The following is a 12,894-nucleotide window of genomic DNA, read 5'->3' as shown; positions in this document are numbered from 1 at the left end:
GCTCTTCACGGTAGTGCTCCGAAGCGGGCGACGTAGTGCCAGACGCGTTTGAGGGCCTGCTGGTCGACGTCGCGGGCTTCGCCGAGGACGCGCGGGTCGAGGTAGCCGTCTTCGGCCAGCGCCAGGCCGAGTTCGACGAATTCGGGACCGCGGTACGCCGGATGGCGGGCGAGTTCTTCGGCGGACAGGCGGAAACCGGGATGCCATTCGACCGGGCAGCCGAGTCTCGACGCGGCCTTCTCGACGTCGGTGCCGCGGTGGCTCGGGTCGAGTACGAGGGCTTCGACGTCCTTCGTGAGGTCGATCGGCCCGTGGACGTGTGCCTCGATGTAGTCGTCGAGAAGGTCGGTGTCGTCGCGGGCCGCCAGCTCGATCAGGGCGGAAACCCTGGTACCGCAGCCGAAATCCACCGGGTTCAGCACGCTGTCCGGATAGCAGAACGTCGTCCTGCCGAGGGTGTGCGCGGCCATCCGGAAATGGGCGGAGCCGAATCTCGGCGCGCCGCCGACCGCGCGGCGGCGGAAGTTCAAGGCGCCGTACTTGGGCCGTTCGGCGGCGGGCGCGTCGTTGTAGGCGCCGCCGAACATCCGGCTTTCCCAGTGCCAGCGGTCTCCGCCGGGACGCGCGGTGAGCCCTCCGTTGCTCGTCCCGGTTTCGAACTGGTTGCGGTAGAACCCGTCCTCGGCCATCGCCGCCAGCAGCGGGCGGCCGTCCACTGTGGACCTGTCCGGATGGAAATGCAGCGTCACCGGCAGCCCGGCCTCGTGCCCGCCGCGTGCTTTCGCCGCGACGTGGGCGAGGGCGCGGTGGTTCATCACCCGAGTATCAGGCGTGCCGCCGGGCGAGCGCGACCAGATATCGGACCGGTTCGCCGGTCGGGTTGACGTAGGCGCACGGCTTGGGGGTGCCGAGCTGCAGGCAGTCACCGGCGTCGAGTTCGTGCTCGACGTCGCCCTCGCGGAAGCGCAGGTGCCCGTCGAGCACCCAGATCTGGTGATGGGTCAGCGCGTAGGTGTGCGCGGGGAAGGCGACCTCGGCGCCCGCGGGCAGCACGACCTCGACCAGCTCCAGCGGGCCGCCGAGCGAAGGTGAGACCGCGCGGCGCACGTAGCCGGTGTCGGGGTCGGTCCAGGTCGGCTGATCGGCGGCGCGCACGAGGCGCCGGTCGCCGTGTTCGGCGCGGGCGATCAGCTCGGACAGCGTCATCCCGAGCGCGGCGGAAAGCCTGCTGAGCAGGACCGCCGTCGGCTGCGCCTCGCCCCTTTCGATCTTGCCGATCATCGCCCTGGACACGCCCGAGGACTCGGCGAGGGCGTTGGCCGAAAGGTTCTGGTCGAGTCTCGCGGACTGGAGCGTCGCGGCGAGCGACGCGGACAGGGGATCGGACATGCTGCTTACTATAGTGGCAGCCTCGGTTACTATGGTCGCCATGGTGATCAGGGAAGCGACGGAAGCCGACGCGACGGCGTGCGCGGAGATCTACGCGCCGTATGTCACCGACACGGTGATCTCGTTCGAAACCGAGCCGCCCAAGCCGGACGAGATGGCCGAGCGCATCGCCAAGGCGCAGCGATCACACGCGTGGCTCGTGCTCGAAGACGACGAAGGCCGCGTCGCCGGCTATGCCTACGGAGGCCCCTTCAGCGGCCGGCCGTCCTATCGGTGGTCCTGTGAAGTCAGCATCTATCTGGAGCTCGGCCGCCGGAGGACCGGTGGCGGGCGGGCGCTCTATCAGGCGCTGCTGGACAAGCTGGCGTCGCGCGGCTTCCGGAATTTCTGCGCGGGCATGGTGCTGCCGAACGACGCGAGCGCCGGGCTGCACCGCGCGCTGGGATTCGAGCCGGTGGGGACGTACCGGCGGATCGGCTACAAGCACGGGGCCTGGCGGGATGTCGCGTGGGTGCAGCTGTGCCTGCCCGAGGTGGACGGCGTGCCGGTGGAGCCGTCCTAGGACTCCAGGTACCGCAGCACGGCGAGTACCCGCCGGTTGTCCCCTTCGGACTGCGGCAGCGCCAGCTTCCCGAAGATGCTCGACACGTACTTCTCCACCGAGCCCGCCGAAAGGAACAGCGCCGCCGCGATGGCCGAGTTCGACCGACCTTCGGCCATCAAACCCAGCACTTCCCGCTCCCGCGGCGTCAGCCCGGCGAGCGCGTCCGTCTTCCGGGTGGCGGTGAACAGCTGGCTGACCACCTCCGGGTCGAGCACGGTCTCGCCGTCGGCCACCCGCCGGAGCGCGTCGAGGAAATCCGACACCTCCGCGACGCGGTCCTTCAGCAGATAGCCGACACCGCCCGCGCGGTCGGCGAGGAGCTCCGTCGCGTACTGCGTCTCGACGTACTGCGAGAACAGCAGGATCGCGCACCCCGGAAGCTCCGCGCGCAGCGCGATGGACGCGCGCAGCCCCTCGTCGGTGTGCGTCGGCGGCATCCGGATATCCACAATGGACACATCGGGGCGGTGTTCGCGCACCGCCGCGCACAGGCTGTCCCCGTCGGCGACGGCCGCGACGACCTCGTGCCCCCGGAGGTTCAGCAGTTCGACGAGCCCCGCCCGGAGGATTGCCGAATCCTCCGCGATCACGACGCGCACGCCGCCCCCTATTTCCGTATCGGTATTCCCGCGCTGATCACCGTAGGCCCACCCGGAGGGCTGTCGATGTCGAGCCCGCCGTCCACCGTCGCGAGCCGCTCGGCGATCCCGGCGAGCCCGCCGCCGCGTACCGGCCGGGCCCCGCCTTCGCCGCCGTCGCGCACGACGAGCCGCAGGTCTTCGCCGACGATACCCACGTCGACCTCGATCGCGGCGGAAGTGTGCTTGGCGGCATTCGTCAGCAGCTCGGCGACGGTGAAGTAGGCGATGGTCTCGATCGACGGCGACGGCCGCTCCGGCAGGTCCACGGTGATCCGCGCGTCGATCCCCGAGCCCGCGGCCAAAGTGGACAGTGCGACGTCGAGGCCCGCGTCGAGCGCGGCGGGATGGATGCCGCGGGCGAGGTCGCGCAATTCGACCAGAGCCTGTTTCGCGTTGGCGTGTGCGGCGGTGACCAGGGCGGTGACCTGCTCGATGTCACCATCGCCGGCGAGCTCGTCCTTCGCGATGCCGAGCTTCATCGCCAGCGCGACCAGCTGGGCCTGCGCGCCGTCGTGCAGGTCGCGTTCGATCCGGCGCAGCCGCCGCGCCGCGTCGTCGACCGCGGTCGCGCGGCTGCGTTCGAGCTCGCGCACGCGTTGGGAGAGGTCCTCGGCGCCGAGGACGGCGCGCACCAGCAGGCGGTCGAATTCGGTGAGCCCGTGGACCACCCACGGCATCGCCAGCAGGACGGCCAGCCCGGTGGCGGCGAGCGGCAGGGTGAGGGGCCAGGTGTCGACGCGGAGGTCGAACGTGGGCATGGCTTCGCCGTTCAGGGTGAACCAGAACAGCGGATAGCTCAGCGTGCTCCCTGCGTACACGAACATGGCCGCGACCAGGAAGAACCCGATCAAGGACAGCGGCAGCCGGATCAGCAGGTAGGCGATCGACCGCCAGCCGAGCGGGTCCCCGAGCCGTCCTTTGACGCCGTTCCAGAGCCCCGGCCGCAGTTCCGGCCGGGCGGGCGGGGTCACCTTCGTCCCGAGCAGGACGCGCGCCAGGCCGACGTGGGCGATGCCGATCAGCCGCGCGCCCGCCAGGACGCCGATGAGGACGGGCAGCCCGATGGTGAGCAGGCTCAGGCCGGCGCCGAGGAACAACCCGACGACGACGAGCACCACGAACACCAGGGTCAGCGGCGCGCCGGCGATCACCCACGCCAGCTCGGCCCAGTACGCGCGGCTCAGCTGGGCGCTGAGGACGCGGCGAGGAAGGACGAGGCGGGTGAGCACGGCTTCAGCCTGCCGTGGCCACCCGCCCCGTGCCCATCCGGTTTTCCGTAATCTTCGTCTTGAGCGCGTTTCCGGACTTTCACAAGGACGGCCTGCGGCATGTCGCGAAAGCCACTTTCGCGCCGTCGGATGTCCCGAAAGTGGCTTTCGCGACCTGACCAGGCCGTGTTTCGCAAGTCCTGCCGCTAGTCCTCGCGGTTCTCGTCCGCCTGCGCCCGCTGGGACGCCTCGCGCATCTCGATGACGTCCGTCAGCCAGTCGCCGGTCTCGCGGGCGATGTCCCGGATCGCGCCGGTGATGATCGTCGCGATGTTGCCGATATGGGTGGCCGCGGACTCGGTGACCTCTTGGACCACGTCCTTGGTGCTTTCGAACTGACCGACCATGTCAGACACCTTAAGCCGCTCGGAGGGTCTTGTCGCTCTCCACGGTAGCCGGTGTGCGGGGCTCGCCGTTCCACGGAAGGGCCAGTTTCACGATCTTCTTGGCCACCGAGAACAGCTGCTTGTGCAGCGGGCCGGTGTTGTACGGCAGGCCGTACTTCTCGCAGATCGCCCGCACCTCGCCCGCGATCTCCGGGTAGCGGCGCGCCGGGATGTCCGGGAACAGGTGGTGCTCGATCTGGTGCGAGAGGTTCCCGGTCATGATGTGGAAGAGCTTGCCGCCGGTGATGTTCGCCGACCCGAGGATCTGCCGCAGGTACCACTGGCCCCGCGACTCGTTCTCGGTCTCCTCCTCGGTGAAGCTCTCGACGTCGGCGGGGAAGTGCCCGCAGAAGATGATCGAGAACGCCCACAGGTTTCGGGTCAGGTTCGCGGTGGCGTTGCCGAGGAAGGTCAGCGGCGCGAGCGGACCGGTCAGCAGCGGGAAGAGCACGTAGTCCTTGCCGACCTGGCGGCCCGCCTTCTTGAGCATCTTCAGGCCGACCTCCTTGTTGTCCGACCACTTGCGCTCGCCCTTGACGACGCGGTCGAACTCGAGGTCGTGCAGCATGACGCCCCACTGGAAGAACAGCGCGAGCAGCGTCGCGTACACCGGGTTGCCCAGGTAGTACGGGTGCCATTTCTGCGCGGTGTCCATCCGCAGGACGCCGTAACCGATGTCGCGGTCCTTGTCGAGGATGTTCGTGTACGTGTGGTGGATGTAGTTGTGGGAGTGACGCCAGTTCTCCGACGGCGCCACGGTGTCCCATTCGAACTTCTGCGAGCTCAGCGCCGGGTCGCGCGTCCAGTCGTACTGGCCGTGCATGACGTTGTGGCCGATCTCCATGTTGTCGAGGATCTTCGCCACCGAGAGCGCGGTCACCCCGGCGACCCACGCCGGCGGGAAGAACCCGGCGAACAGCAGCCCGCGGCCGGCGACCTCGAGCGCGCGCTGGGTCTTGATGACGTTGTGGATGTAGTCGACGTCGGCCTGGCCGAGATCGGCGACGATCCGCTGCCGGATCTCGTCCAGTTCGCGGCCGAACTCCTCGACCTGGGCGGGGGTGAGCTTGTCCTGCAAGCCGGTCATCCCGGATTCCTTTCTAAGCGTTGATCTCGACGTCCCCGACCGGGACGGAGATGCAGAGCTGGATCTCTTCGTTCTCTTCGCTCGAGGTCTCGCCGGTCTTGGCGTTGCGCACACAGCCGGAGGTCTTGATCTGCGTGCAGGAGAAGCAGATGCCCATCCGGCAGCCGTGTTCCGGGCTGAGGCCCGCGTCTTCGGCCTGCTCCAGCAACGGTTTCCCGGAGTTGGCGAACTCGCGGCCGCTGCGCGCGAACCGCACCTGCCCTTCGGCGTTCTCGGTGTCGAAGGTGAGCGCCGGCGGCGTGAACTCCTCGGTGTGCAGATGTGCACCCAGGCCGTCGGCCTCGAAGACTTCGCGGACCGAATCCATCAGCGGCTTCGGACCGCAGAGGAAGGTTTCGGCGTCCGGGTACCACGGCGCGGCCTCGGCGAGGTGTTCCTTCGAGAAGAACCCATGCAGGTCGCCGCCGGTCTTGGCGTGAGTGAACGCGTGTATCACCCGCAGGCCGGGCAGGCGGCGCGCGAGGTCGGCGAGCTCGGCGCGGTAGAGCGCGTCCTCGGCGCCGTTGGAGTAGTGCAGGAAGGCGAGATCGCCCTCGTACTTCTCGTCCGCCAGCGTGCGCAGCATCGACAGGACGGGCGTGATCCCGCTCCCGCCGCTCAGCAGCAGGATCCGCCGGGGCCGCGGCGATGGCAGGGTGAACTCACCGTCCGGAGTGGACAGGCCGAGCACGGAACCGATGGTGACCGTGCGGTGCAGATGCCGCGAGACGAGCCCCTGCGGGTCGGCCTTGATGGTCAGTTCCAGTGATCCGTCGTGCTCCGAACCGGCTGGCGAGTAGCAGCGGGTCCGGCGGACGCCGTCGATCTCGACGGTCACCCGCACGTACTGGCCCGCGACGTGTCCCCGCCAGGCCCGGCTCGGCCGGATGGTCAGCGTGACCGTGTCGGATGTCTGCCGGCGGACGTCGGTGACCAGGCCGCGGATCTCGCGGCGGACCAGCATCGGATCGACGAGTTCGAGGTAGCGGTCCATGCCATGGGGCGTGAGCAGGGCCTCGGCCAGCGAGGCCAGCCGCCTGGCCCTGCGCGGTACCAGTGCCGTCATCACTTCTCCCAAATTCAGTGAACGCTTGTACACTCAATAGTGAAGTGGCGACGGTCGCGCTTGTCAACGCGAGAGGAGGGTGATGTGACGTGGGTGATAGTGCGGAGGCGATTACGCTGTCCGTCGTGACAACGGAGCCCGTTTCCCGGCAGGAGCGCAAGCAGCGCACACGGCAGGCGCTGCTGGACGCCGCCCTGGACCTGGTGGCGGAACGAGGGTTCTCCGGGCTCAGCCTGCGCGAGGTGGCGAAGCAGGCCGGGATCGTGCCGACGGCGTTCTACCGTCATTTCGCGTCGATGGACGAACTGGGCGTGGCGCTCGTCGAGGAGTCGATGCGCACGCTGCGCACGATGATCCGGTCGGCACGCACCAAGCCGGCCGCGTACAACGACATGATCAAAACGTCCGTGCGCATCCTGCGCGAGCACGTTCGGGCGCACGAGGACCACTTCCATTTCCTGACCAGGGAGCGGTACGGCGGCACGGGACCGGTCCGGCAGGCGATCGCGTTCGAGCTCAAGCTCTTCGTCAGCGAACTCGCCGTCGACCTGGCGCGGTTCGACAATCTCCGCGAATGGAGCACCGAAGATCTCCATCTGCTGGCCGACCTGATCGTGACGACCATGCTCACGACGGTGCTGGAGCTGCTCGAAGCGCCTTCGCGTGACGACGAGATCGGGCGCACGGCCGAACGGCGGCTGCGGCTGATCTTCCTGGGCGTGCCGAACTGGCGCAGCGTTCCGTGATGCGGAAAGCGCTGTCGTACCAGGCGGGCGGCGTAACCCACTTGTCTTCTGTGGACGGTTCTGGGAATCTGTCCTGTTCTGTGAAGACCTAGGGAAGGTTCGTCGGTGCGGCACTACGCTTATTCGGGCGCCTGGCATGGTCGACACCATTCGATGAAGGTGGCGATCCAGGTCCGGCGGGCTCGGCCCGGCGGCCGGGACTGGCGAGTGATCTGCCCGATCGACGGAACCGCCAACGCGGGACTATGGGCAGACGACTATTGGCGAGAGCTTCACGTGGATCGCCGGGCCGCGTACCGCATCGGCGTGTTGTGGCTGCTGGCAGCACGGTCCAAGCACACCATCATCTACTTGCCGCTGCGCCATGGCAGGCACCCCGCCCACCCCGAACACGGAGGCGGCCGGCGGCTCGACCTGGTCCTGAGTCACCACAGTCTGCAGCTGCGAGCCTCGTCGTGGCCGCGGTTGCGCTCCGCCCTCGGCCGCGGTCTCCGCCAGACCGCGGAAGTCCCAGCGGCGTATCTGCCGGATCCGGCAGGCATCGACTACGCGGCCCGGCACCACCGGAAGAACCGGGACCGGCTGCGCGAGCACATCCACGGCGACACCCTGTTCCTGACCGGTAGCACACCAGCCTTCCGGCACACCGCCGACAAGTTCTTCGACATCGCCTTCGGCGCACCCGGAGCCGCGCCCGGTGAAGAGGCGCCGAACCACGGCTGCACCCAGTTCCACTGGGCCGAGGGCATCCTCAGTAACACCGACGGTATCCACGTGCAACACCGCTCGCGTTGGCTGGCGGCCGTCTAGCCGACCGCAGGTGTCGCGCAGCACGCGCGAAACGGTGGCCGGGGAAGGGTGCCGGCCCTTCTGCTTGCCGTTGCCGTTGCCGATGACCAGATGGTCGGCGATGTCGCGCAGGCATGACCTCGTCGGTGACCGTTGCGTCGCCGATGTTCTTGCCGCGGGCACGGGCGGACCCATAGCCGCGCCACGGCGGCTTCTGCTCCCACACGCCGCCCACCTCGAGGTAGGCCTCGCCGTCAGGATCGAGTGCCCAGATCCGGCTGATATCGCGCGGATCACGGCGCGGGGCGAACTTCCCAAGCCGCTCACGCCGGGCGATCACGCGAGTGAGGCGCCGCACCTTCGTTCGCCGTAACCCCTTATGACGTCGCGCACCTGGATCGATGGCTGGATCGATCGTGATGAGCGATGTCACGGAAAGATGCCGACCGGATACGTTCAGCCAGGAAAGTTGTCGGCCGGGCGTGGTAAGAAGTGCGGGTTCGTGTGGTCCTCTCCAGCGAGGAGGTCGCCTGTGGCGGCAGAGAACGAGCAGCTCACGGTCGGTGTGGTCCGGGAAACCGGACAAGGCGAACGCCGTATCGCGCTGGTACCGAAACTCATCGAGCGCGTTTCCGGACGCGGACTGCGGGTGGTGGTCGAGCCCGGCGCGGGCGCCGGCGCGCTGCTCGCCGACGAGACCTTCGAGCAGGCGGGAGCGGTGATCGGCGATCCGTGGGATGCCGACATCGTGGTGAAGGTGGCGCCTCCGAGCGCGGCCGAAGTCGCGAAGCTCAAACAGGGCACCATTCTCATCGGCTTCCTGAATCCGAGGGGTGATCCCGAGGGGATAGCGGCGCTCGAATCGGCGGGCGTCCGCGCCTTCGCCGTCGAGGCGATCCCGCGGATCTCCCGCGCGCAGGCGATGGACGCGTTGTCGTCGCAGAGCAGCGTCGCGGGCTATCGCGCGGTCCTGCTGGCCGCGGAGAAGCTCACCCGCTTCTTCCCGATGCTCACCACCGCCGCCGGGACGGTGCCACCGGCGAAGGTGCTCGTGCTCGGCGCCGGTGTCGCCGGGCTGCAGGCCTTGGCGACGGCGAAACGGCTCGGCGCGCAGACCACCGGGTACGACGTCCGGCCCGAGGTCGGCGAGCAGGTGAAGTCGCTCGGCGCGAAATTCCTCGACCTCGGCATCGAGGCGGTCGGTGAAGGCGGGTACGCCCGCGAGCTGACCGACGAGGAAAAGGCCGAGCAGCAACGCAGGCTCACCGAGGCGATCACGAGGTTCGACGTCGTGATCACCACCGCCCTCGTCCCCGGCCGCCGGGCACCGGTCCTCGTCACCGCCGACGCGGTGAAGGGGATGCCCGCCGGCGGTGTCGTGGTCGACCTCGCCGGGGAGTCCGGCGGCAACTGCGAACTGACGAAACCGGGCGAGGAGGTCGTCGAGCACGACGTCACCATCTGCTCGCCGCTCAACCTCGCCGCGGAGATGCCCGCGCATTCCAGCGAGCTCTACGCGCGCAACGTCACCGAGTTGCTCGAACTGCTCGTCGACTCCGAAGGCAAGCTCGCGCTCGACTTCTCCGACGAGATCGTCGCCGGGGCCTGCGTTGCCGGAAAAGAAGAAGGGGGCGAGTGATGCTCGTAGGCAGTTTGGCGATCCTCGTACTCGCCGGGTTCGTGGGTTTCACGGTCATCTCCAAGGTGCCCAACACGTTGCACACCCCGCTCATGTCGGGCACCAACGCGATCCACGGCATCGTCCTGCTGGGCGGGCTGATCGTGCTCGGCCTCGGGGTCGACGGCGTACTGAACAAGATCCTGCTGGTGATCGCGATCGCCTTCGGCACGATCAACGTGGTCGGCGGCTTCCTCGTCACCGACCGGATGCTCTCGATGTTCAAGGCGAAGAAGCCGGAAGACGGTGGTGACAAGTGACGACCTTCATCGCCGTCCTCTACATCATTTCCTTCGCCCTGTTCATCTACGGCCTCATGGGCCTGACCGGCCCGCGCACCGCGGTCCGCGGCAACTGGATCGCCGCGGTCGGTATGGCCATCGCGGTGATCGCGACGCTCCTGACGCCGGGCATGAGCAACTGGCTGCTCATCGCGCTCGGCGTCGCGATCGGTGTCGTCGTCGGCGTCCCGTCCGCGCGCAAGGTGAAGATGACCGCCATGCCGCAGATGGTGGCGCTGTTCAACGGCGTCGGCGGCGGAGCGGTCGCGCTCATCGCGTGGGTCGAGTTCCGCACCACCGAGGGCTACGCGCACGAGCCCGCGTATGTCGCGATCGCGTCGTTGTTCGCCGCGATCGTCGGTTCGGTGTCCTTCTGGGGCTCGAACATCGCGTTCGGGAAACTGCAGGAACTCATCTCCGGCCGCCCGATCACCTTGGGCAAACTGCAGCAGCCGGTGAACGCGCTGGTGTTGATCGCCGCGATCGTCCTCGCGGTGGTCATCGCGAGCGGTGGTGACGCGGAACTGCTGATGATCGGCCTGCTGGTCGCGGCGGGCGTGCTCGGCGTCGTGGTCGTGCTGCCGATCGGCGGCGCGGACATGCCGGTCGTCATCTCGTTGCTCAACGCGCTCACCGGATTGTCGGCCGCGGCCATGGGCCTCGCGCTCGACAACACCGCGCTGATCGTGGCGGGCATGATCGTCGGCGCCTCGGGTTCGATCCTGACGAACCTGATGGCGAAGGCGATGAACCGGTCGATCCCGGCCATCGTCGCCGGCGGGTTCGGCGGCGGCACGGCGGTCGCGAGCGGCGGATCCGGCGAGGCCCGGCCGGTCCGCAGCACCTCCGCGTCCGACACCGCGATCCAGATGGCGTACGCCAACAAGGTCGTGGTCGTGCCCGGTTACGGCATGGCCGTCGCGCAGGCGCAGCACGTGGTCCGCGAGATGGCGAAACTGCTGGAGGCCAAGGGGATCACGGTCGCGTACGCCATCCACCCGGTGGCGGGCCGGATGCCGGGGCATATGAACGTGCTCCTCGCCGAGGCCGACGTCCCGTACGAGCAGCTCAAGGAGATGGACGAGATCAACTCCGAGTTCGCCCAGACCGACGTCGCGCTGGTGATCGGCGCGAACGACGTCACGAACCCGGCCGCGGAGACCGATCCGGGCTCGCCCATCTACGGGATGCCGATCCTCAAGGTGAACCACAGCCGGTCGGTGATCGTGCTCAAACGCGGGATGAGCTCGGGTTTCGCCGGTATCGACAACGAGCTCTTCTACGATGCGAAGACCAGCATGCTCTTCGGCGACGCCAAATCGTCGGTGGGCGAGATCGTGGAGGAACTCAAAGCACTGTGACCGGTCCCTCGGAAGTCGTCGCCTCGTTCGACGACCCGGCCGACAACCTCGCGTTCGACGAAGCCCTCCTGCGTGCCGCACCGGAGGCGCCGGTCCTGTGGATCTGGCGCAACACCGACTGTGTGGTCGTGGGGCGGGGGCAGAAGATCGAACGCGAGGTCAAGGCCGACGTCTGCGCGAGCGACGGCGTCCCGGTGCTGCGCCGGGCCAGCGGCGGCGGCACCGTGTTCCACGATCCCGGCAATCTCAACATCACGCTCGTCCTGCCGGGGCTCGGTCTGGCGGGGAAGTCCGTCAGACCACTGGAAGCACTCGGGGAACTGATGACCGCGACGGTGGCCGAACTCGGGCTGCCGTCGCGGCTCGGTGATCGAGGCCTGTTCGTCGGTGACGCGAAGCTGTGCGGTTTCGCCGTGTTCCGGACGAGAACGGGCTTGCTCGCGCATTCGACGCTGCTCGTCTCGACGGCGGCGGAACGGGTCGGCCGGTACCTCACTTCGGCACCCGCGGATCCGCGTCCGCTCGACTCCCACCGGAGCCCGGTCGCGTCGCTCGCCGAGCATGGCCTGCGCAAAGGTGTTGCCGAAGTCACGGCCGCGGTCCGCGTGGCGGCGGCCGCGCAACTGGGTGAACTCGCCACCCGGAAGCCCTCGGCCCAGGAGCTGGAGCAGCATCGCTCGCTTCAGCACACGCGCTACCACTACCCGGAATGGCATGCCGAAGGCGCTCAACGTCCGGCCTCGTGAGTGGTAAGGACGGTTAGAACCGTCCTTACCGCTCACGAGACTTGACACAAAGCGGCCCCCTTCGCTGATTACGCGAAGGGGGCCTTTTTGTATTTCGTGGAACTATTTCTCCGTGGCCGAGAAAGTGACGACGGGCACCTTGCGAGCGGCGCGCGCGGTCTTCTTCGGCTCGGCGGCCTTCTTCGCCGGAGCCTTGGCCGCGGCCTTCGGAGCGGCCTTGGCGGAGGACGTCTTCGCGGCCGCGGTCTTCGGAGCCGCCTTCGCGGTGGTCGTCTTGGCGGTGGCCTTCGGCGTGGCCTTGGCCGGGGTCTTCGCCGCGGCCGCGGCCTTCGCGCGACCGGCGGGCGCCTTGGCCGCGGTGGTCTTCGCCGCCGTGCCGCGGGTCGACTTCGCCTTGGCCGCAGTGGCTTTCGCCGTGGTCTTGGCCGGAGCCTTGGCCTCCGCCTTGGGGGCGGCGGCCGTCTTGGTGGTGGCGGGCTTGCGGCCGGCGACACCCTTCGCGGCGGGCTTGCGGCCCGGCTTCGCGGCCGTCTTCGACTCGGCCTTCGCGGCGGTGGCCGCGGTCTTCGGCGTCGACTTGGTCACGCGCGTGCCCTTGGGCCGCTGCACGACCCGCGGCCGCAGTTTGCGTCCGCCGATCCGGCGGCCGTTCTCCACATAGGCACGCAGGATTTCCCGGAGTGCGGTGGCGTTGTCGGCCGAAAGGTCGATGTCGTAAGCGATTCCGTCCAAACCGAATGCGACCGTTTCTTCCGCCGCCTCGCCGGTCAGATCATCCAGCAAATGCACAGCAGTGTTCCTGGCCATGAAAAA

15 protein-coding genes are annotated in these 12,894 nt (G+C 68.4%); 7 read left to right on the top strand and 8 right to left on the bottom strand.

All coding sequences use genetic code 11. The annotated features are described in order from the left end of the window. Nucleotides 1-5: 5 nt before the first annotated feature. Together ACZ1DY_RS31125 and ACZ1DY_RS31120 are read right to left on the bottom strand one after the other, a co-directional pair. Entirely contained in the window at nt 6-815 is an 810-nt protein-coding gene (locus ACZ1DY_RS31125; protein WP_465481776.1) for a DUF3626 domain-containing protein, read from the bottom strand. 10 nt (nt 816-825) lie between these two features. Continuing rightward, nucleotides 826-1,389, bottom strand: coding sequence for a helix-turn-helix domain-containing protein (locus tag ACZ1DY_RS31120; protein ID WP_257485270.1), 564 nt, complete (start codon nt 1,387-1,389; stop codon nt 826-828). Between the two features lie 31 nt (nt 1,390-1,420). On the opposite strand from ACZ1DY_RS31120, the gene ACZ1DY_RS31115 reads away from it, so the two are divergent. Next, a complete protein-coding gene (locus tag ACZ1DY_RS31115; protein WP_185927297.1) occupies nt 1,421-1,951 on the top strand; it encodes a GNAT family N-acetyltransferase in 531 nt (176 codons plus the stop codon). Here ACZ1DY_RS31115 and ACZ1DY_RS31110 read toward each other — a convergent pair. The 5 genes from ACZ1DY_RS31110 to ACZ1DY_RS31090 form a co-directional block, all read right to left on the bottom strand. Beyond that, nucleotides 1,948-2,592, bottom strand: coding sequence for a response regulator transcription factor (locus ACZ1DY_RS31110; RefSeq protein WP_125673115.1), 645 nt, complete (start codon nt 2,590-2,592; stop codon nt 1,948-1,950). The genes ACZ1DY_RS31115 and ACZ1DY_RS31110 overlap by 4 nt on opposite strands. An 8-nt stretch (nt 2,593-2,600) precedes the next feature. Beyond that, entirely contained in the window at nt 2,601-3,863 is a 1,263-nt protein-coding gene (locus ACZ1DY_RS31105; protein WP_465481775.1) for a sensor histidine kinase, read from the bottom strand. Nucleotides 3,864-4,048: 185 nt separating this feature from the next. Continuing rightward, nucleotides 4,049-4,249, bottom strand: coding sequence for a hypothetical protein (locus ACZ1DY_RS31100; protein ID WP_126736024.1), 201 nt, complete (start codon nt 4,247-4,249; stop codon nt 4,049-4,051). 10 nt (nt 4,250-4,259) lie between these two features. Next, entirely contained in the window at nt 4,260-5,375 is a 1,116-nt protein-coding gene (locus ACZ1DY_RS31095; protein ID WP_034311090.1) for a fatty acid desaturase family protein, read from the bottom strand. Nucleotides 5,376-5,388: 13 nt separating this feature from the next. After that, nucleotides 5,389-6,480, bottom strand: a complete 1,092-nt coding sequence (locus ACZ1DY_RS31090) for a ferredoxin reductase (protein WP_465481774.1) — start codon at nt 6,478-6,480, stop codon at nt 5,389-5,391. Between the two features lie 89 nt (nt 6,481-6,569). Here ACZ1DY_RS31090 and ACZ1DY_RS31085 point away from each other — a divergent pair, with 89 nt between their 5' ends. The 6 genes from ACZ1DY_RS31085 to ACZ1DY_RS31060 all read left to right on the top strand — a co-directional run bounded on the left by ACZ1DY_RS31085 (nt 6,570) and on the right by ACZ1DY_RS31060 (nt 12,081). Beyond that, on the top strand, nt 6,570-7,226 hold the full coding sequence (locus ACZ1DY_RS31085; RefSeq protein WP_126736022.1) for a TetR family transcriptional regulator: 657 nt from the start codon (nt 6,570-6,572) through the stop codon (nt 7,224-7,226). A gap of 153 nt (nt 7,227-7,379) precedes the next feature. Continuing rightward, a complete protein-coding gene (locus ACZ1DY_RS31080; protein WP_465481773.1) occupies nt 7,380-8,036 on the top strand; it encodes a hypothetical protein in 657 nt (218 codons plus the stop codon). 511 nt (nt 8,037-8,547) lie between these two features. Beyond that, entirely contained in the window at nt 8,548-9,654 is a 1,107-nt protein-coding gene (locus tag ACZ1DY_RS31075; protein ID WP_125673109.1) for a Re/Si-specific NAD(P)(+) transhydrogenase subunit alpha, read from the top strand. Further along, nucleotides 9,654-9,953: an NAD(P) transhydrogenase subunit alpha part 2 gene (locus ACZ1DY_RS31070; RefSeq protein ID WP_007032801.1), complete on the top strand. Its 300-nt coding sequence runs from the start codon at nt 9,654-9,656 to the stop codon at nt 9,951-9,953. The genes ACZ1DY_RS31075 and ACZ1DY_RS31070 overlap by 1 nt, the downstream gene beginning before the upstream one ends. Next, a complete protein-coding gene (locus tag ACZ1DY_RS31065) occupies nt 9,950-11,335 on the top strand; it encodes an NAD(P)(+) transhydrogenase (Re/Si-specific) subunit beta (RefSeq protein ID WP_257485276.1) in 1,386 nt (461 codons plus the stop codon). Before ACZ1DY_RS31070 ends, ACZ1DY_RS31065 begins: the two co-directional genes overlap by 4 nt. After that, nucleotides 11,332-12,081, top strand: a complete 750-nt coding sequence (locus ACZ1DY_RS31060) for a lipoate--protein ligase family protein (RefSeq protein ID WP_257485277.1) — start codon at nt 11,332-11,334, stop codon at nt 12,079-12,081. Before ACZ1DY_RS31065 ends, ACZ1DY_RS31060 begins: the two co-directional genes overlap by 4 nt. A gap of 102 nt (nt 12,082-12,183) precedes the next feature. On the opposite strand, the gene ACZ1DY_RS31055 is transcribed toward ACZ1DY_RS31060, so the two are convergent. Continuing rightward, on the bottom strand, nt 12,184-12,888 hold the full coding sequence (locus ACZ1DY_RS31055; RefSeq protein ID WP_465481772.1) for an Lsr2 dimerization domain-containing protein: 705 nt from the start codon (nt 12,886-12,888) through the stop codon (nt 12,184-12,186). Nucleotides 12,889-12,894 lie beyond the last annotated feature (6 nt).

It is taken from the genome of Amycolatopsis sp. PSD-21 (assembly GCF_055561455.1).
This window is presented reverse-complemented; position numbering and strand designations above follow the sequence as displayed.

Excerpts from the sequence above, each read along its gene's own strand:
- ACZ1DY_RS31100 (WP_126736024.1), bottom strand. The coding sequence starts at position 4,249 with ATGGTCGGTCAGTTCGAAAGCACCAAGGACGTGGTCCAAGAGGTCACC.
- ACZ1DY_RS31090 (WP_465481774.1), bottom strand. The coding sequence starts at position 6,480 with ATGACGGCACTGGTACCGCGCAGGGCCAGGCGGCTGGCCTCGCTGGCC.
- ACZ1DY_RS31120 (WP_257485270.1), bottom strand. The coding sequence starts at position 1,389 with ATGTCCGATCCCCTGTCCGCGTCGCTCGCCGCGACGCTCCAGTCCGCG.
- ACZ1DY_RS31115 (WP_185927297.1), top strand. The coding sequence starts at position 1,421 with ATGGTCGCCATGGTGATCAGGGAAGCGACGGAAGCCGACGCGACGGCG.
- ACZ1DY_RS31080 (WP_465481773.1), top strand. The coding sequence starts at position 7,380 with ATGAAGGTGGCGATCCAGGTCCGGCGGGCTCGGCCCGGCGGCCGGGAC.
- ACZ1DY_RS31055 (WP_465481772.1), bottom strand. The coding sequence starts at position 12,888 with ATGGCCAGGAACACTGCTGTGCATTTGCTGGATGATCTGACCGGCGAG.
- ACZ1DY_RS31125 (WP_465481776.1), bottom strand. The coding sequence starts at position 815 with ATGAACCACCGCGCCCTCGCCCACGTCGCGGCGAAAGCACGCGGCGGG.
- ACZ1DY_RS31095 (WP_034311090.1), bottom strand. The coding sequence starts at position 5,375 with ATGACCGGCTTGCAGGACAAGCTCACCCCCGCCCAGGTCGAGGAGTTC.
- ACZ1DY_RS31070 (WP_007032801.1), top strand. The coding sequence starts at position 9,654 with ATGCTCGTAGGCAGTTTGGCGATCCTCGTACTCGCCGGGTTCGTGGGT.